An 18221-nucleotide genomic window follows, 5' to 3' on the forward strand; every position below is an offset into this window, starting at 1 on the left:
AGCTCTCCAGAATTCCCGCGGGTCTACAGCTCGAACTGGCCGGACGTCTGCTGGATCTTCACGATCACGAACTCGGCGGGGCGCACCGGTGCGATGCCGACCAGGACGTTCACGACGCCGTTCGCGATGTCCTCGTCGGTGGTGGTGTCGCTGTCGCACTTGACGAAGTACGCCTCGCGCGGGGTGCCGCCCTTGAAGGCGCCCTGCCGGAAGAGGGTGTGCAGGTACGAGGAGGCGGCGAGCCTGATCTGCTGCCACAGGTTCTCGTCGTTGGGCTCGAACACGACCCATTGCAGGCCGCGTTGGAGGCTTTCCTCGACGTGCAGGGCGAGCCGCCGCACCGGCACGTACTTCCACTCGCTGTCGAGCGCGTCGGTGCCCTCCAGGGTGCGGGCGCCCCAGACGGTCGGACCGGTGAGCGGGAAGGTGCGCAGGCAGTTGACGCCGAGCGGGTTGAGCAGTCCGGTCTCCCGGTCGGTCAGGTCGACGGTGAGGGAGTGCACGCCCGCGAGGCGTGCCTCGGTGCCGGCCGGGGCCTTCCACACGCCGCGCTCGGAGTCGGTGCGTGCGACGACGCCGGCGACCGCGCCGGAGGGCGGGAAGGCGCGCAGCCGTCCGGTGAGCGGATCGGTGAGCTGGAGGTGCGGGAAGTAGAGGCCCGCGTGGTTGCCGCGGACGGCGTCGAAGGCGGCGACACCGGCGCGCGCGGTGTCCACGCTGACCCAGGTGGCGGGGGCGTCCACGAGCAGGAAGATCCGCCGCTCCTGGCACAGGCGCTGGGCGGCCGAGACGACCGTGACGGCGTCCTCGGTCTTCTCGTAGGCGGCGAGTTCGGGCAGCACGAGGAGGTTGACGTCGGCGACCTGGCGCAGCGCCTGGATGCCGGTCTTCTCGGCCTCGGAGCCGATCAGGTCGCGGGGGCCGGGCGCCTCGCCGTCCTCGCCGCCCGCGAGCGGGAGGACGGGCGGGTTGACGGAGGCCTCCAGGCCGAGGTCGTTGGCGCACTCGCCGAGGAAGCGGACGACGTCCTCGGGGTCGGTGGAGCCCGCGACGACCTGGACACGGCGGCCGAAGGCGGTGACCTCGGTGCCCGCGAAGGCGTGCTTGCCGGGGGCGTCGGGCAGGGCACGCAGCTTGCGTTCGAGCAGCAGCGCCAACTCGGCGACCGAGCAGGGGGCTTCGCCGTCGATGTCGGGGTCGTAGAGGGTGAACTCGCGCTCCACGTCGCCGATCTTGACCGTGAGGTCGACGGCGAGGTCGGGCAGGCGGTGGCCGAACGGCTTGGAGACGGTGCCGGACGGGTCGGGGCGGCCCTCGCCGACCGCCTCGACGCGGATCAGCCGGGAGGCGGCGTTGACGACGGTGGGCGCGTAGCGGGCGCCGTCGGGGTCCATGGACAGACCGGTGAAGCTCTCGCGGGCCTCGCCCCGGGCGTCGTAGACGCGCAGGTTGAAGGTGGCGTCGGGGTGCGGCGTGTCCTGGTCGACGGCCACCCGCAGCCCGTTGCCCCACAGGCCGGGTTCCTTGGCGTGCACCTCAAGGACGTCGCTGTCGCTGTGGCCCTCGGTGGACCTGAGGGTGACGCAGGCGGCTTTTCCGCTGCCCGCCTTGGTGACGCGGACGACGACGGCGACGGTGCCGCCGTTGCCGAAGAACTGGTGGACCGCGTAGCCGACCGCGCTGCGTGCGCTGAGGCCGCCGAAGCGACGCTCGAACTCCGCGAAGCTGGTGACGCGCACCGGCTCGTTGAGCGGACCGCGCCGGGTGTGGCCGACGAAGGCGGTCACCGACGTGGTCAGGGTCGAGATGGTGCGGGTACTGCTGGGAAGCTCTTCGACGTAGACGCCGGGATACGTCGGCTTGGCGGCGCTCACCGCGCTCATCGGCATTCCCCCTCCTGTCCCTGTCTCGGGCACCGGACATGGGCACCAAGAGGCAGGCGGCAAAGAGACAGGTTCCGTTTCGGCGCGGCAGACGACCCCACGCAACCGGCCGGTCAACGCTGGACGTGCACACGCATCAGATTCCCCCGCCAATACCCGGCCGGCGGTCGGCCGTCCGGGTCAAGCAACGCTTGTGACTCCTGATGCTCGTAGACGGATCTACCTTGATGCACGGGCAGTCGGCGCAACAAGGAGCCTTTCGGCCACCCCAAAGGAAGGTTTTGTGAAGGTAAATACTTGGTATTCTCGCATTCCACCCGCATGTCATTGACGGCGAAAACAAAGGATCTTCACAGGAAGTGCGGGAGGAATATGACACCCCGTACCGGCCTCGCGGAATTCTGCCTTCTCCCGCCGGCCCTTCCCCGGGTGTACACATTCCGTGATGGCGGGTTTCACGGGTTTGCGTGACGCCGTGGGCTGTCGCGCCGTGAGCGGGCGGCCCAACGTCCGCCGGGCAGTGCGAGGGCGTACGCCGCGAGTGCCCCGGCGCACGGCACCGAAACGGGTTCGGCCTCGTGTTCACCGGCCTCGACGACTACGACGGCCGCCCGAGGGACACCGGGGCGGCTGCGGGCGGCACTGTCCGCGAGGCCTGGTACCGAGGCCGGCTCAGGCGCCCGGGACGTCCGGCGGGCCCGCGAGCCACCACCGGCGAAGGGACGAACGGGCCGGACGGCCGCTTCGGCGGCTGCCTCGCCGCCCTGGACGACTGTCCGCGCGGCTCCTTCGCCCACACCGCCCCGGACCCCGACGTCCTGGCCGAGGACGGCATGCACGTCACCCCTGCGTGATGTGATCAGTCGTCGGAAACGGCCTGGTCGGCTTCCAGGACGAAGAACAGGAAGCACAGGAAGCGCGGCGCGGCCGCGATGGCTTCGGGGAACAGCTCGCGGGCGGCGGGGTCGGGGGCCGGCTCGCCGATGACCGTGATCCGGAACCCCGCCGCGGTGAAGGCGTCGGTCATCGCGTGCAACGGCCTGTGCCAGCGACTCATCAGGGCGGTTCGGCCGCCCATGGTCCACTCGTCGGTCCAGTTGGTGGTGTCGAAGTAGTTGTACTCGGCCTCCCGGCCGGCCTGACGGTGCATGAGGTTGATCGCGAAGGGATGCTCGACGGACACGATCAGCCGACCGCCGGGCCTGAGCACGCGTCGCAGCTCGGCCAGGGCCGGCCCCCAGTCCTTCAGGTAGTGCAGCACCAGGGACGCGACGACGTCGTCGAACGTGTCGTCGGCGTAGGGAAGCGGGCTGCCCAGATCGGCCACCCGAAGGTCCACGTCGTCGCCGAGCCGTCGCCGGGCCAGCTCCACCATTGCGGCGCTCGCGTCGAAGCCGCTCACGAGGGCGCCACGGTCGCGCAGCGCCGCGGAGAGAGGACCGGCGCCGCAGCCGGCGTCGAGGATCCGCCGGCCGGCCACGTCTGCGGCCAGGGCCAGCATCGCGGGACGCTCGTAGTGGGCATTGAGCAGGTTGGTCTCGTTGTCGGCCGTGTACGCCTCGGCGAAGCCCTCGTAGTCGTTGACCTTCGGCTGATCCGTGGACGGCGAGGCGATCTCGGTGCGGTCGGTGTCCCGGTGGTTCCCGTGCTGCTTCTCAGAAGTCATGGTGCGGGGGACGTACGCCCGATCGGCCCGGTTCCCGGCAGGCGGCCGGTCTCAGCCGTGCCGGCCCCAGTTCCCCCGGTGGACGACCTCGTCCGCGTCCCGGCGCCGCTCTTCGACGTGCGGGCTCTGCGGCGGCAGGTCCGTGGCGCGGTAGCCGATGGTGAGGGCGCCGATGGGAGCGTACGCGTCGGGGATGCCGAACTCCTCGCGGAACGGCTGGATGTGTTCGGGCATGATGCCGAAGAAGCAGGCGCCGAGGCCCTCGTCGACGGCGGTCAGCAGCATGAGGAGCGAGGCCATGCCGGTGTCGATGTACCAGTACGGCGCGGGCCAGCGGTCCTCGGAGCGGTCCTCCCAGCCCTTGCCGGGTTCGGCGTAGCGGTCCAGGTAGGCCTCTTTGTGGGCCAGGGGCACCACGACCAGCGGCGCGTCCTGCATGGTCGGCGTCTTCTCGACCCGGACGGGGACGAAGGGCCAGAAGCGGGCGCGGTCCGCGGGGTCGGTCAGGGCGAGGAAGGCCCAGCCCTGGGAGAAGCCCGCCGAGGGGGCGCGCAGCGCGGAGGCGAGGATCCGCTCGACCACCTCGGGCGCCAACGGCTTGCCGGAGTAGTGCCTGACCATGCGCCTGCGGCGGATCACCTCGGAGAACTCCATGGCGGCCGATCATGTCACGCGACACACCCGTCGGGGCCAGAGCGATTCCGGCCACCGTCCGGGCTCAGAACAGCAGCACGACCTTGCCCGACAGACCGCCCGCCTCGAAGCGTTCATGGGCCGCGCGCACCTCGGTGACCGGGTGGTACGCGGCCACCCGCACCTTCAGCTGTCCCGCGTCGACCAGGCCCACCAGCTCCGCGAGGTCCTTGCCGCTCTCCTGGACGTAGCTCTTGGCGGCGCCCCGCACGTCGGGCAGCGGCTCGTCGGAGACCGAGACGTACAGCCCGCCGTCGGCGAGCGCCGGGGAGACGTCGACGCCCGCGGTGTCGAGCACCGCGTCGTACGCCCCCGTGGGCAGCTCCGCGACGGAGTGCGTCACGGACGTGGCGCCGAACTCCCTGACGACCTCGATGTGTTCCGGCCGGGAGACCAGTCCGTCGACCGCCGCGCCGACCTGCCGGGCCAGTTGGACCGCGAGCCCGCCCACCGCGCCCGCCGCCCCGGTGACCAGCAGACGGGTGCGGCTCCCCGGACGCAGTGCCGCGAGGGCCTGCACCGCCGTGGTCCCGGCGAGCGGCAGTGTCGCGGCCTGCGCCAGGGTGAGCGTCACGGGGGCGTGTGCGAGGAGTCGCTCCGGCAGGCGGACCAGTTCGGCCCAGGTGCCCAGGCCGGTGGCCAGCTGCGCGGACATGGCGATCACCCGGTCGCCGACCGCGAACTGCGGCGACCGGCTCGCCACGACGATCCCGGCCAGGTCCCAGCCGAGCGTCCTCGGCAGGGCGGGGCCCACGTCCCAGGCCCGGGTCTTCCAGTCCACCGGGTTCAGGCTGCTCGCGACGGTCCGCACCAGCACCTCGCCGACGCCCGGCTCCGGGTCGTCGACCTCCCGTACGGTGAGCACCTCGGGCCCGCCGTGGACATCGATCTGTACTGCGCGCATGGCGACAACTCCTCACGTTCCCGGCCGTGTTACGGCCCGCGGCGACCGCTGTGGTCCCGCATCGGAGTTCACGCTAGAGTCTGACATCAGTGTGAGAGTCAAGCCGGGGAGGCCGCCATGCGGATCGGCGAGATGGTGCGGCGCACCGGGGTCAGCGAGCGGCTGCTGCGCTACTACGAGGAGCAGGGCCTGCTGGCACCGGAACGCCTGCCCAGCGGCTACCGCGTCTATGGCGAGCAGGACGTCGAGACGGTCCGCCGTATCCGCACCCTGATCGCCGCCGGGCTCACCACGGAGACCATCGCGAGGGTGCTGCCGTGTGTCCGCGAGGAGGACGACCGGCTGGTGCCGGTCTGTCCGGACCTGGTCGCGGAGCTGCGCCGGGAGCGGGAGCGGATCAGCCGCGCGATCGACGATCTCCAGGCGTCGCGCGGCATGCTGGACAGCGTCATCGAGGCGGGTCCGCGGCCGGTGGCGGCGGGCTCCCGGTAGACCTGAAACGGGCGGTGGCGAGCCGTCCCGCCCGTACAATTCGGTGCCGAACGATCGCGGGCCGCACCGAGCCCGCGGTCCCGAACACGAGGTGAGGGAGCGACCGTGCCCAGCGAGCGGTCCATCAGCGAGGCGGAGAAGCTCGCGGAGGCGAAGCTCGGCGGTATCGCCCTGCGCCGGGAGCAGATGGCCGCCGTGGCCAACATCTACCGGGCCGCCTCGGCCGTCCGCCAGCACCTGGAGAACTCCGTGCTGCGCGGCTCCGACCTGACCTGGACCGCCTTCGTGGTGCTGTGGGTCGTCTGGGTGTGGGGCGAGTCGGAGACCCGGCACGTGGCCGAGGAGGCGGGGATCTCCAAGGGCACCCTGACCGGGGTGGCCCGGACGCTGGAGTCGCGCGGTCTGCTGCGCCGCGCCGGGCATCCCACCGACGGCCGGCTCGTCCTGCTGTCCCTCACCGAGGAGGGCGAGGACTTCATGCGCCGGGTCTTCCCCGCGTTCAACGAGGAGGAGGCCTTCGTCACCGCCCGCCTCAGCGACGCGGAGTGCCGCACCCTCGCGGACGGCCTGCGCCAGGTGGTCCTCCAGGTCGAGGAGCAGGGCGAGGAGCGGCGCAGGTCGCTGCTGAACGGCGAACCGCCCACGCCGCGCCGCAGCGGGCGACGGGCCGGGAAGTAGCCCCGGGACCGCCGCCCGCCGGGCCTGCTCTATCCGGCCGTCCGCCGGTACGACCACTCGCGCGCCGCCTCCACCAGCGCGCCGAACAGCCGCTGCTGGGCCGGGTCCTGTGCCGCCGTGTCCTCGGGGTGCCACTGCACGCCGACGAACAGCCCGTCGTGTGCGGTGAGTTCGACTCCCTCCACCGTCCCGTCCGCCGCTCGCGCGGTGGCGGTCAGCCCCTCCCCCAGCCGGTCCAGGTGCTGGTGGTGATAGCAGGACGCCTCCGCCTTGTCGGCCCCGGTGATCCGTGCCAGCGCCGAACCGGGGGCGAGGGAGACGGGGTGCCTGAGGTGGCGGTGGTCGCGCCCGGGGCCGCCCATGTCCTGGTGGAGCGTGCCGCCCAGGACCGTGTTCACCACCTGGAGCCCCCGGCAGACGGCGAGGAGCGGCAGCCCGCCGGCGAGGGCCTGGCGGGCGAGTTCCAGGTCGAAGGCGTCCTGTTCGTCTTCCACGTCGTAGACGGCCGCATGGGTGTGGGCGGCGCCGTAGCGGTGGGGGGCGAGGTCCCCGCCGCCGGGGAGCAGCAGGCCGTCGAAGCGGGCGAGGCGGGCGGCCACCTCGGCGGGGTCCGCCGTGCCGCCGGGGGCGTGCGGGTGGAGGGTGGCGGGCTCGCCGCCGGCCCGCCACACCGCCTCGATCAGGGCGCGCGCGTTGACCTCGGCGGCGTGCCGCAGGGCCGAGGTGGTGGCGGAGAAGCGGGCGGGTACGGCGATCAGGGGTCGGTGGGTCACAACTGGATCCAGGTGGTCTTCAGTTCGGTGTACTTCTCCAGGGCGTGGACGGACTTGTCGCGTCCGTTGCCGGACTGCTTCATGCCGCCGAAGGGCACGGTCAGATCGCCCTCCTCGTAGCAGTTGACCCACACCGTCCCGGCCTTGAGCGCGCGGGACACCCGGTGCGCGGTGGACAGGTCGGAGGTCCACAGGCCGGCGGCCAGGCCGTACTCGGTGGCGTTGGCGAGGGCCACGGCCTCGTCCACGTCGTCGAAGGCGAGGACGGACAGCACGGGCCCGAACACCTCTTCGCGGGCGAGCCGGCTGTCGGGGGCGACCCGGTCGAAGACGGTCGGTTCGAGGTAGACGCCGCCGGTCTCGGTGAGGGTGCGCGAGCCGCCGGTGCGCAGCCGGGCACCGTCCTCGGCCGCGGCGCCGACATGGCCGAGCACGCGGGTCAGATGGGCCTCGCCGACGAGGGCGCCCATCTCGGTCGCGGGGTCGAGCGGGTCGCCCACCCGCAGGGCACGGGCCCGCGCCACGACCGCCTCGGTGACCTGTTCGGCGATCGAGGAGTGGACCAGCAGCCGGGAGGGCGCGGTGCACATCTCGCCCTGGTTGAAGAAGATGCCCCAGGCGGCGGTGGCGGCGGCCTTGTCCAGGTCGGGGGCGTCCGGCAGGACGATGTTGGGGGATTTGCCGCCGAGTTCCAGCCAGACCCGCTTGAGGTTGGAGTCGGCCGAGTAGCGCAGGAAGTGGCGGCCCACGGCGGTGGAGCCGGTGAAGGCGAGGACGTCGACGTCCGGGTGCAGGCCGAGGGCGCGGCCGGCCACGGGTCCGTCGCCGTTGACGACATTGAGCACGCCCGGCGGCAGCCCTGCCTCCAGGGCGAGCCGGCCGAGCAGCAGTGCCGACAGGGGTGAGTTCTCCGAGGGCTTGAGGACGACCGTGCAGCCGGCGGCCAGCGCGGGCGCGATCTTCCAGCCGGCCAGCGTCAGCGGGAAGTTCCACGGCACGACGGCTCCGACGACACCGGCCGGCTCGCGGGTGACCAGGGCCAGCGCGTCGGGCGCGGTGTGCGGGGACTCGTCGGTGAGTTTGTCGGCGAGCTGCCCGTACCAGCGGAACGTACTGGTCACGGCGCGCAGCTCGATGTCGTACGCCTCGCCGACGGGCTTGCCCATCTCCAGGCTGACGGTCAGGGCCAGTTCGGCCCGGTGCGCGTCGAGGAGGTCGGCGAGGCGCACCAGGGTCCGGCCGCGGTCGGCGGGGGCGAGGCGCGGCCAGGGGCCGTGGTCGAAGGCGCGGCGCGCGGCGGCCACGGCGGCGTCGATCTCGGCCGCGCCGCCGTCGGCGGCCTCGGTCAGCACCCGGCCGTCGCGGGGCGACACGACCGCGAACGTGCTGCCGCCGCCGGGCTCCTCGGCGCCGTCGATCAGATGGGCGCTCGGCGGCCTGAACTCCTTGGCCCGGCGGAGCCAGTCGTCGTGCGTGGATACGGTCATGCGGTCCTCCAGGTCATGGGTCGTACGGTCCTCCGGTCCGGGGAGGGGGGCCGCCCGCCGCGGGTCGGTGGGTGCGGTCGGGCGGCCCGGGGAATTCGGCGCGGGGTGGGTGGCCCGCGGAATCAGAGCAGGTCGGGTGCCGGGCGTCGCCGCCGCATCCGCTCGTTGGCCACGCCCAGTGCCAGCACCACGGGCACGGAGGCCACCAGCCAGACCGCGGTGCTCACCTCGCCGCCGATGAGGGTGGTGAAGTTGGCCAGGATCAGCCAGCTCGCGCCCGCGAGGCCGATGGCGCCGAGCACGGGGGCGAGCAGGGTGTGCCACAGGCGGGTGTCCACGCGCCGGCGGCGGAAGAAGACGACGACCGACACCGAGGTCAGCAGGTAGAGCAGCATCATCGCGAGGACGGCGAGCCCGCTGAACCACGAGAAGAGGGTGAGCACCGGGTCCTTGCCGGCCAGCGCGAACGGCACGACGAGCAGGACCGCGATCACGGTCTGGACACAGCCCGCGGCCCAGGGGGCGTGCCGCCCGTTGATGCGGCACAGGGCGACGGGCAGCTGCCGGTCCCGGCCGAGGGAGAAGAGATAGCGGTTCGCGGAGTTGTGGAAGGTCAGGATGCCGGCGAACAGGGAGGTGGCGAGAAGGACCGGCAGCACCTCGCCGGCCCAGCCGCCGAACTGGGCGGCGATGGGCGCGAAGACGAAACCGGCGGAGTCGCCGTGCGCCAGCGCGCGGGAGGCCGCGCCCGGTGCCTTGGAGGCGCCGTACGCGGAGATCAGCATCCAGGAGACCAACGCGAAGAAGCCGGTGACGACGATGACCGACAGATAGGTGGCCCGGGGCACCGTCTTCTTGGGCTCCTTCGCCTCCTCGCCGTAGATGGCGGTGGCCTCGAAGCCGAACATCGACGCCACGGCGAACATGATGGCGACGCCCGGTGCGCCCTGGAGGGCGGCCGACGGGGAGAAGCTGCTCGCCACGCCCAGCCCCTCGGGGCCGCCGCCCTTGGCCAGGGTGACCAGGCTGAACACCAGCAGGATGCTGAACTCGGCGAGCACGAACACGGCCAGGACGCGGGCGCCCATCTCGATGCCCGCGGCGCCCAGCGCCTGGACGACGGCCATGGTGACCAGGGTGTAGACCCACCAGGAGAGGTGGATCCCGGTGTGGTCGGCGACGAGCGAGCTGACGATGGAGCCGTACAGGCCGTACATGGCCGCCTGGATCACGCAGTACGCGAAGAGGGCGACGCTCGCGCTGCCGGCCCCGGCCGTCCGGCCGAGCCCGGTGCCGATATAGGTGTAGAAGGCGCCGGCGTCCACGACGTGCCGCCCCATCGCGACGAAGCCGACGGAGAAGAGGAGGATCACGGCACCGGCCAGCACATAGGCGGCCGGGGTGCCGGATCCGTCGCCGATGGCGACCGAGATCGGGGCCGCGCCGGCGATGCCCGTCAGCGGGGCCTGACCGGACAGGACGAAGAAGAGGATGCCCAGGACGCCGAGGGCGTTGGGCTTGAGCGTGGCTGCGGTGGGGGCGTCCTGCACGGTCCGCGGGGCGGAGGCCGTCTGACTGTCCACTCGGATCACCTGCCAGAGAAGAGGAAAGGATCGTTTCAGGCCAAACGAGTTGCCTCATCGTGGGGCCGAACTATCCGTTTGACAAGGGGGTGGGAGCAGGGAATCCCGCCCTGCGCCGAATCCTTACGGCGCCGTGACCGAAGGCACGGCGCCGTGACCGCGGGGCCCCGCCGAGGGGCCTGCGCGCGGGTCGTCAGCCCTCGGCCGCCAGCCGCTCCAGCAGGGCCCTCAGCTCCCCGAGGGCCTCCTCGGTGACCTCCCGCTCGCCGAAGACGAGCTGGTGCAGCACCAGGCCCTCCAGCGCGGCGAAGACCAGCCGGGACAGGCCGCGGCTCACCGTCCCCGGCAGAATCCGGTCCAGCTCCCGCGCGCTGGCCTCGAAGTACTCCTCGTACAGGGCGCGCAGATGCGCGAGGAGCTCCGGCCGGCGCCGGGCCTCCAGCAGCAACTCGTACTGGAACGCCTGGAGTTCGGGCCCGGAGTCGACCATGTCGGGCAGACCGCCGGCGAAGTCGGCCGCCCGGCCGGTTCCGATGTCGAGGGCGCTGCTGTGCAGGGAGGCGCGGATGGCGTGGGTGACGGCCTCCTCGATCAGCGCGTCGCGCGAACCGAAGTGGTGCACGACCAGGCCGTGGGTGACCCCGGCCTCCTCCGCCACGGCCCGGTAGGTGAGCTTGCGCAGCCCGCCGCGGGCGACCACGCGCACGGCGGCGTCCAGCAGGGCCACCCGGCCCGTCCCGTAGTGGTTCACGCGCTTGCGGGTGGGGCGCTCACCGGGGTGCGGGGCGGAGTCGGTCATGGTCCCGACCCTACCGGCGCCGCCGCGCTCACCGCTTCGGCGGCCTGATGCCACGGAACTCCCAGTCGCCGCCGAGCGCGGTGGACAGCACCTCCTCGGACTCGGTGGGCTGGGCACCGACGTCGCCGCGGATCGGCACCGGTCCCATGACGATGTGGTTGGTGAGCCTGCCGAGGCCCTCGACCTCGACCTCCACGACGTCCCCGGGCCGGACGGGGCGGGAGTTGGCCGGGGTGCCGGAGAGCAGGACGTCGCCCGGGTACAGGGTGATGGTGCGGGCGATGTCGGCGACGAGGTAGTGCATGTCCCACGTCATCTCGTCGGTCGAACCGTCCTGGACCACCTCGCCGTTGACGTAGGTCTTCAGGCTCTTGCCGCGGAAGTCCCAGTCCGTGACCAGGCCGGGCCCGAGCGGGCAGAGGGTGTCGGAGCCCTTGACCCGGAGCATGGAGCCCGCGTCCGTGTCGCGGAAGTCGTGCAGTCCGTAGTCGTTGGCGACCGTGTACCCGGCGATGTACTCCCCCGCCTCGTCCGGGGCGATGTTGCGTGCCGTCCGGCCGATGACGATGGCGACCTCGCCCTCGTAGTTGAGCCACTTGCAGCCCTCGGGCCGCACGACGGCGCCCCGGTGGGCGTTCAGGGCCGAGGTCGGCTTGTGGAAGTAGGTCGGGGTGTCGGGGAGGCCGATCCGGAACTCCTCGACCCGGCTGCGGTGGTTGAGGTGGACGGCGATCACCTTCGAGGGGACGACCGGGGGCAGGTGCCGGGCCTCCTCGGTCCTGACGCGGCGGCCGTCACCGGCGACCAGTTCGTCCCCGTCGACGGTGACCTGGACGGTCGCGCCGTCGAGGAGGATGCGGCGGTACTCGGGCATGTCGGTCTGCTCCTCAGAGGCTGTGCGGGGTGGCGGGGGCGGCGCCGGTCCAGCCGTCGGCCGGGCGGTCGAACCAGAGGTGCACCTGTCCGGTGCCGATCGAGTTCTCGTACACGCCGTACTGGCGGGCCCTGGCGGTGCAGGCGTGTTCGCCGAGGGCGCCGGCCATCATCAGGTAGTGGAAGAACCGCGCCTCGGGCCTGAACTTCCAGAACTCGTCCATCGTGTCGAGGACCTTGTCGTGGCGGCCCTCCTTGAACCAGTCGATCCGCTCCAGGTCGGCCTCGCGCGCCTCGGGCGTGAAGATGTGCGCCGGGTCGCTGGCCTCGTGGTCGCGCAGCTCGCGCAGCGGCCAGAAGGTGTGCGAGAGGGCGCCGGAGGCGATCAGCAGCACCCGGCGGCCGGGCGTGGCGGCGATGCCGTCGGCCAACGCGCGGCCGAGGCGCAGATGGTCCTCCATGTCGCCGGTCTGGCAGACCCCGATGGTCACCCACCGCTTGTCCGGCAGCCCCTCGCCGAGGAACTTCCAGAGGTTGATGGTGGCGTAGTAGACCGGCAGGTACGCGTCGTCGATGGCGGTGATCCAGGTGCCGTGCCGGTCGGCGAACCTCGCGATGTTGTGCGCGAGTTCGGGGTCGCCGGGGAAGTCGAACGGCATCCGGCTCATGCCGCGCGGCAGTTCCTCGGAGGTGAACAGGCCCGCCCTGCGGTCCTGCGCGGTGACGACGAACTCGACGGTGGTGGCCCAGTGCGAGTCGAGGACGACGACGGTGTCGTAGTCGTCGCGCTCGAAGACCTCCTCGCGCAGCTGCCGGAGGCCGGTGACGAGGGTGATCTCCTTGCCCTCGTTCAGCTCCCTGCGGGTCTCCTCCGGGAGCACGATGGTGGGGACGTGGGCGAGCAGCCCGGCCCCGACGATCTCACCCATGGTCCTGCCATCCCCTCGGTGCGGTGACGGTGTTCTTCAGGTCGCAGTAGAAGTCGAAGCTCCACGTGCCGCCCTCGCGACCGACGCCGGACTGGCGGGAGCCGCCGAAGGGGGCCTGGAGGTCGCGGACGAAGAAGCAGTTGACCCAGACGGTGCCGGCCACCAGCCGCGCGGTGACGCGTTCGGCGCGCGCGGGGTCGCCGGTGACGACGGTGGCCGCGAGCCCGAACCGGGTGTCGTTGGCCAGGCGCACCGCCTCGTCCTCGTCGGCGAAGGTCTGGAGGGTGAGGACCGGTCCGAAGACCTCCTCCTGCACGATCTCCGAGTCCTGCGCGACACCGGTGAGCAGGGTGGGCGCGTAGTACTGGCCCTCCCGCCGGTGTCCGCCGAGGACCGCGCGGGCCCCGGCGGCGAGGGCGCGCCGGACGAAGCCGTCGATCTTCTCCAGCTGGCGCGGGTGGATGATGGGTCCGATGTCGGTGGCCTCGTCGCGGGGGTCGCCCTGCTCCAGCCGGGCCGCCTTGTCCACGAAGCGCTTCGTGAACTCCGCCGCGACCGTCTCCTCGACCAGCAGCCGGGTGCCCGCCAGGCAGACCTGGCCCGCGTTGTCGTACTGCTCGACCGCGAGGTCCACGGCGAGGTCCAGGTCGGCGTCCGCGAACACCAGCAGCGGGGACTTGCCGCCCAGCTCCAGGCTCAGCGGCGTCAGTCGGGCGGCGGCGGACGCGGCGATGCGCTGCGCGGTGGGCACCGAGCCGGTGAAGCTGATACGGCGCACGTCGGGGTGCGAGGTGAGGACGTCGCCGATCTCGGAGCCGTAGCCCTGGACGACGTTGAGGACACCGGCGGGCAGGCCGGCCTCGGCGGCGATGTCGGCGAGCAGGGAGGCGGTCAGCGGGGACCACTCGGCGGGCTTGAGCACGACGGTGTCACCGGCCGCGAGGGCCGGGGCGACCTTCCAGGTGGCCAGCATCAGGGGCGCGTTCCACGGCGTGATCAGCACGCAGGGGCCCGCCGGGTCCCAGCTGACGTGGTTGGTGTGGCCGCGGGTCTCGAAGTCCTCGTGGTCCAGTCGCAGCAACCAGTCGGCGAAGAAACGGAAGTTGTGGGCGACCCGGGGCATGACGCCGCGCCGGTGGGAGCGCAGCAGGGCGCCGTTGTCGGTGGTCTCCACGACGGCCAGCTCCTCCAGCCGCTTCTCGACGCCGTCGGCGATGGCGTGCAGGACGCGGGCCCGCTCGGCGCGTGGTGTGGCGGCCCATCCGGGGAAGGCGGCCTTGGCGGCGGCGACGGCCGCGGCGGCCTCCGCCCCGGTGCCGCGGGCGATCTCACCGATGACCGCGCCGTCGATGGGCGAGGTGTCGGTGAAGGTCCCGGCGGAGGCGACGCGTTCGCCGCCGATCCAGTGCCGGGTGTCCACGGCGACGCCGGCGACGGTGACGAAGGGGGTGCTCATGGCGTGGGGCTCCTCGGGGTCGTTCGGGTGCGGGCTCACTCGGCACCGGAGGTGCCGGACTCCAGCAGGCGTCCGCCGTCCCAGACCACCCCCACCTGCCGGTAGTACGCGGCGATCGGCTCACGGATCTCCAGCCGGGCCAACTCCTCGGTGGGCGACTCGAAAAGCTCCAGCTCCGCCTCTCCCACCCACGCCTGGCCGCCCTCGAAGGCGGCCGCGCCGGCCTCGACCAGCTCGTCCAGGGCGAGGCCCTTGCCCTTCTCGATGGCCGGCAGCCACCGGTGGTGGGCCATGGGGTGGGAGTTGACGAAGCCGTTGGTCTCCGAGGGCTCCCGCAGGGTGACGACGGCCTGCGCGAGACGCCGGTCGGCCGCGGCGAGGGTCGCCCCGAAGCGCGCTCCGGCCTCGATGCGCGGCGCGGGCCCGTAGGGGTGCGGGCGGGTCTGGTGGATGGAACCGAACTTCTTGGGGTAGCCCTGGTGCAGCCCCCGGGCGATGGCGAAGTCCTTGTCCACCCAGATGTACACACACCGTGTGTAGGTCCGTCCCCGGTACATGCAGCGCACGACCGCGAACGCTTCCTTGTACTGGGCGCGCACCGGGTCGAGCAGTTCCTCCCCAAAGGTGCCGCAGGACTGCCAGTCGGCCCAGATCAGCGCGACCGCGCCGGGGTCCTCGTCGGCCAGCTCCAGGGGTTCGGGGAGCAGTTCGCGCACCCGTGCGGGATCGGTGCGGTACTCGACGGTGAGCAGGTCGCCGGAGTAGCGCCAGGGCGGGGAGGGGATCAGCGAGGAGGCGCCGGTCGCCGTCTTGGGGTGGAGGAATCCACGGACACTGGTCACGGACGTTCCTTACGCGGTGAGGGCGGGTTGCTGGAGGAGTTGGGCCCGGTACCGGGCGGCCGCGGTCGCGGCGGCCTGGCCGCCGAGGGCGACGACCCCGACCAGGCGGCCGTCCGCGTGGTAGCCGGCGAGGACGTCGCCGTCCGGGTCGCCGTCCAGGACGCGCACGTCGTCCCGGCCGAGGGCGGGGGCGCCGAAGGACTGGAGCCTGAAGTCGTGCTGGTCGCTCCAGAAGGTCGGCAGGGGCGCGAACGGCGCGAGTCCGGCGTCGCCGCCGGTGAGGCGGGCGGCGAGGACCCGGGCGGCGTGCTTGGCGGTGTCCGTGGGGATCGACCAGTGCTCGACGCGCCGGGGCACGCCGTCGTAGCGGGCGTTGGGGAAGCGGGCCACGTCGCCGACGGCGACCACGTCGGGACGTCCGCCGGCCCGCAGGTGCGCATCGGTCAGGACGCCGTCGCCGAGGTCGAGACCGTTGCCGTCGAGCCACTCGGTGTTGGCGACGGAGCCGACCGACTCCACCACCACGTCGGCGGGGAGCACCCCGCCGTCGGACAGGACGACCCCGGTGACCCGGTCGCCGCCCTCGAAGGCGGTCACCCCGGTGCCGAGCGCGAAGCGTACGCCGCGCTGTTCATGGCGCTTCAGCAGTGCCGTGGCCAGCAGCTCGCCGAGCGGTCCGACCATGGGCAGCGGCAGCGGGTCGACCACGGTCACCTCGGCGGCGCCGAGGGCCACGGCGGTGGCGGCCACCTCGCAGCCGATGAACCCGGCGCCCACCACGACCACCCGCGCGCCCGGCCGGGTCAGCGCCGCGCGCAGCCCCCGGGCGTCGTCCAGGGTGCGCACGGTGTGCCGGCCGGTGAGCGGTCCGGGGCAGCGCAGCCGCCGCGGCCGCATCCCGGTGGCCACGACGAGCCCGCCGTACGGCAGGGTCTCACCGCTGTCGAGTCGTACGACGCGCCGGTCGAGATCGGCCGCGACGACCTTGGTGCCCAGGCGCCAGGCCACGTCGGCGACGCCGGCGCGGGGCCGGAAGGCGAGCGACTCGAAGGGGGCCTTGCCGACCAGGACCTCCTTGGACAGCGGCGGCCGGTTGTACGGCATATGGGGCTCGTCCCCCACCAGGGTGATCGGCCCGTCCCAGCCGGCGGCGCGCAACTGCTCGGCGGCGCGCAGGCCGGCCAGGGAGGCACCGGCCACGACGACGGTCGCGCTCATGGCTCAGGCCTCGATCCGGATGGCCTGGAGCGGGCAGACGTCGGCGGCCTCCTCGACCTGCTCGCGCAGGGATTCGTCGGGGTCGGGGACGTAGGCCAGGTGACCGTCGTCGTCGAAGCGGAAGACGTCGGGCGCGGCGAAGACGCACTGACCGTGGTCCTGGCACTGGTTCATGTCGACGACGACCTTCATGGCCGGTCCTCCTGGTGCTGGGGGGAGCGTCGGAAAGAAAGGGAGGCGGAGAGGAAGTGGGGCCCGGACGGCGAGGTCCGGGCCCCGGCCAAAGGGGTGCGGCGACCACGGCACGACGGCCGTGGTGTGCGTCCGCACCCCCAACTCGTTTGGCGTCAAACAACATAGGAACGGGCGGGCCCCTGGTCAATAGCTATCCAGGTGGATAAATTTCTGCGGCAGAACCCTTGCGGGAAAGTGACGGGCGTCCCTACCGTTTGGCACCAAACGAACGACGGGTCCGCCGCGCCTCCCGCGGTGCGCCGCCGTTCCCTCCCCCTCTCCGTCCCAGCGCCCTGAGCCCTGGGAGGCGCCCCCTTCCCCTTGAGGAGACACCGGTGAGCGCATCCGACACCCCACCCGTCCGCCGCCATATGGAGCGGCTGGCCGCCGAGGGCATCGACGTGGTCCGGGTGACCTATCCCGACCTCATCGGCACCGAACGGGCCCGGGACGTCCTGCTGGACCACCTGCCCTCCGCCTGCGAGCACGGCCTCGCGTTCTGCCGCGCCGTCTACCACACCAGCCCGCAGGGCGACGTGGTGCCGGTCGCCGGCGGGCTGGACGCCGGTCTGCCCGACATCTGCGTGCGCCCCGACCTCGACACCCTGACCGCCCTGCCCTGGGAACCAGGGGTCGCCGCCTGCCTCGGCGACGTCACCGACCCGGCCACCGGAGCGCCCGCGCCCGAGTCCCCCCGCGACCTGCTGCGCGCCGTGGTCGAGCGCTGCCACGAACACGGACTGCGCCCGGTGGTGGGCCCGGAGCTGGAGTACTTCCTGTGCGAGAGCGCCCCGGACAGCCCGGCCGGCTGGCGCCGCTACAGCGACGCCCAGGGTGTCGTCTACACCGCGGGGCTGCGGGCCGACGGCGACAACCACCTGTTGCGCACCCTGCGCCTGCTGCACGGCATGGACATCGGGGTCAGCAGCGGCAACCACGAGTTCGACGGTTCGCAGTTCGAGATCAATCTGACCCACGGTGACGCCCTGGCCGCCGCCGACCGCGCCTTCCGCTTCAAGGCGGCGGTCAAGGAGCTGGCCCGCACGGAGAACCGCCTGGCCACCTTCATGGCCAAGCCCTTCAACGACGCGGGCGGGTCGGGCTTCCACCTCCATCTGTCCTGCGCGGACGAGGGGGGCGGCAATGTCTTCGACGACCCGTCCGGCCCCTACGGCCTGTCCGCCACCGCACGCCACGCCCTGGCCGGCGTCCTCGCCCACGCCCCCGCCCTCGCGGCCCTGGCCAACCCGACCGTCAACTCGTACAAGCGGTTCGGTCCGGACACCCTCGCGCCCTGGCTGATCGACTGGGGCCTGGACAACCGCAGCGCCATGGTCCGCGTCCCGCCCGAGCGCGGCTCCGGCGCCCGCTTCGAACTGCGCCTCGGCGACGCGAGCGCCAACCCGTATCTGCTGATCGCGGGCACGCTCGCCGCCGCGCTGCTGGGCGTGCTGGCCGGCGAGGAGCCGCCCGCGCCGCTGGAGGGCTACGGCTACGACACCGCCAGGTCCCCCATGCTGCCGACCACCCTGCCCGCCGCGCTGGACGCCCTGGAGGCGGACGCGGCACTGGCCGAGGTGCTCGGCAAGGACTTCACCGCTTCCTACCTCTGCTACAAGCGCGACGAGGTCGCGCGCTTCCACCGGCACGTCACCGACTGGGAGTTCACCGAGTACGCCTACCACCTGTGACCGAGTACGCCCACCACCCC

General features: G+C 72.6%; 18 protein-coding genes. 4 read left to right on the plus strand and 14 right to left on the minus strand.

The features are described from left to right. Nucleotides 1–23: 23 nt before the first annotated feature. Nucleotides 24–1889, minus strand: a complete 1866-nt coding sequence (locus ACWDD7_RS31495) for a phage tail sheath family protein (RefSeq protein ID WP_450459899.1) — start codon at nucleotides 1887–1889, stop codon at nucleotides 24–26. A 572-nt stretch (nucleotides 1890–2461) separates the two neighbouring features. Between ACWDD7_RS31495 and ACWDD7_RS31500 the strand changes: the two genes are divergently transcribed. Next, nucleotides 2462–2737, plus strand: coding sequence for a hypothetical protein (locus tag ACWDD7_RS31500; RefSeq protein ID WP_450459900.1), 276 nt, complete (start codon nucleotides 2462–2464; stop codon nucleotides 2735–2737). A 5-nt stretch (nucleotides 2738–2742) separates the two neighbouring features. On the opposite strand, the gene ACWDD7_RS31505 is transcribed toward ACWDD7_RS31500, so the two are convergent. The 3 genes from ACWDD7_RS31505 to ACWDD7_RS31515 all read right to left on the minus strand — a co-directional run bounded on the left by ACWDD7_RS31505 (nucleotide 2743) and on the right by ACWDD7_RS31515 (nucleotide 5146). Then, entirely contained in the window at nucleotides 2743–3549 is an 807-nt protein-coding gene (locus tag ACWDD7_RS31505) for a class I SAM-dependent methyltransferase (RefSeq protein ID WP_450459901.1), read from the minus strand. A 51-nt stretch (nucleotides 3550–3600) separates the two neighbouring features. Continuing rightward, nucleotides 3601–4203, minus strand: a complete 603-nt coding sequence (locus ACWDD7_RS31510) for a nitroreductase family protein (RefSeq protein WP_351876795.1) — start codon at nucleotides 4201–4203, stop codon at nucleotides 3601–3603. A gap of 64 nt (nucleotides 4204–4267) precedes the next feature. Then, nucleotides 4268–5146: an NADP-dependent oxidoreductase gene (locus ACWDD7_RS31515; RefSeq protein WP_450459902.1), complete on the minus strand. Its 879-nt coding sequence runs from the start codon at nucleotides 5144–5146 to the stop codon at nucleotides 4268–4270. Between the two features lie 117 nt (nucleotides 5147–5263). On the opposite strand from ACWDD7_RS31515, the gene ACWDD7_RS31520 reads away from it, so the two are divergent. Further along, nucleotides 5264–5638, plus strand: coding sequence for a MerR family transcriptional regulator (locus ACWDD7_RS31520; RefSeq protein WP_351876793.1), 375 nt, complete (start codon nucleotides 5264–5266; stop codon nucleotides 5636–5638). Between the two features lie 105 nt (nucleotides 5639–5743). Continuing rightward, nucleotides 5744–6316 carry a MarR family winged helix-turn-helix transcriptional regulator gene (locus ACWDD7_RS31525; RefSeq protein ID WP_450459903.1) on the plus strand — a complete coding sequence of 191 codons (573 nt, stop codon included), beginning with the start codon at nucleotides 5744–5746 and terminating at the stop codon, nucleotides 6314–6316. A 29-nt stretch (nucleotides 6317–6345) separates the two neighbouring features. Here ACWDD7_RS31525 and ACWDD7_RS31530 read toward each other — a convergent pair whose 3' ends face one another. The 10 genes from ACWDD7_RS31530 to ACWDD7_RS31575 form a co-directional block, all read right to left on the minus strand. Then, the gene (locus ACWDD7_RS31530; protein WP_450459904.1) at nucleotides 6346–7089 is read right to left on the minus strand and encodes a gamma-glutamyl-gamma-aminobutyrate hydrolase family protein; all 744 of its coding nucleotides are present in this window, start codon (nucleotides 7087–7089) and stop codon (nucleotides 6346–6348) included. Next, a complete protein-coding gene (locus ACWDD7_RS31535) occupies nucleotides 7086–8576 on the minus strand; it encodes an aldehyde dehydrogenase (RefSeq protein WP_450459905.1) in 1491 nt (496 codons plus the stop codon). The genes ACWDD7_RS31530 and ACWDD7_RS31535 overlap by 4 nt, the downstream gene beginning before the upstream one ends. A 122-nt stretch (nucleotides 8577–8698) precedes the next feature. Next, entirely contained in the window at nucleotides 8699–10159 is a 1461-nt protein-coding gene (locus ACWDD7_RS31540; protein WP_450459906.1) for an APC family permease, read from the minus strand. Between the two features lie 193 nt (nucleotides 10160–10352). Beyond that, nucleotides 10353–10958, minus strand: coding sequence for a TetR/AcrR family transcriptional regulator (locus ACWDD7_RS31545; RefSeq protein ID WP_351876788.1), 606 nt, complete (start codon nucleotides 10956–10958; stop codon nucleotides 10353–10355). A 28-nt stretch (nucleotides 10959–10986) separates the two neighbouring features. Next, a complete protein-coding gene (locus tag ACWDD7_RS31550) occupies nucleotides 10987–11832 on the minus strand; it encodes a fumarylacetoacetate hydrolase family protein (protein ID WP_450459907.1) in 846 nt (281 codons plus the stop codon). Nucleotides 11833–11845: 13 nt separating this feature from the next. Further along, nucleotides 11846–12760, minus strand: a complete 915-nt coding sequence (locus tag ACWDD7_RS31555) for a 3,4-dihydroxyphenylacetate 2,3-dioxygenase (protein WP_450459908.1) — start codon at nucleotides 12758–12760, stop codon at nucleotides 11846–11848. Further along, nucleotides 12753–14216: an aldehyde dehydrogenase gene (locus tag ACWDD7_RS31560; protein WP_450459909.1), complete on the minus strand. Its 1464-nt coding sequence runs from the start codon at nucleotides 14214–14216 to the stop codon at nucleotides 12753–12755. The genes ACWDD7_RS31555 and ACWDD7_RS31560 overlap by 8 nt, the downstream gene beginning before the upstream one ends. Before the next feature lie 35 nt (nucleotides 14217–14251). Beyond that, entirely contained in the window at nucleotides 14252–15058 is an 807-nt protein-coding gene (locus tag ACWDD7_RS31565) for an acetoacetate decarboxylase family protein (RefSeq protein ID WP_392213939.1), read from the minus strand. A 9-nt stretch (nucleotides 15059–15067) separates the two neighbouring features. Next, nucleotides 15068–16276 (minus strand): NAD(P)/FAD-dependent oxidoreductase, encoded by a 1209-nt coding sequence (locus ACWDD7_RS31570; RefSeq protein WP_450459910.1) that lies wholly within the window; start codon nucleotides 16274–16276, stop codon nucleotides 15068–15070. Nucleotides 16277–16279: 3 nt separating this feature from the next. Continuing rightward, nucleotides 16280–16468, minus strand: coding sequence for a ferredoxin (locus ACWDD7_RS31575; RefSeq protein WP_285555599.1), 189 nt, complete (start codon nucleotides 16466–16468; stop codon nucleotides 16280–16282). Between the two features lie 377 nt (nucleotides 16469–16845). On the opposite strand from ACWDD7_RS31575, the gene ACWDD7_RS31580 reads away from it, so the two are divergent. Then, nucleotides 16846–18201 (plus strand): glutamine synthetase family protein, encoded by a 1356-nt coding sequence (locus ACWDD7_RS31580; RefSeq protein ID WP_351876782.1) that lies wholly within the window; start codon nucleotides 16846–16848, stop codon nucleotides 18199–18201. The last annotated feature ends 20 nt before the right edge of the window (nucleotides 18202–18221 follow it).

It is taken from the genome of Streptomyces sp. NPDC001056 (genome assembly GCF_053598955.1).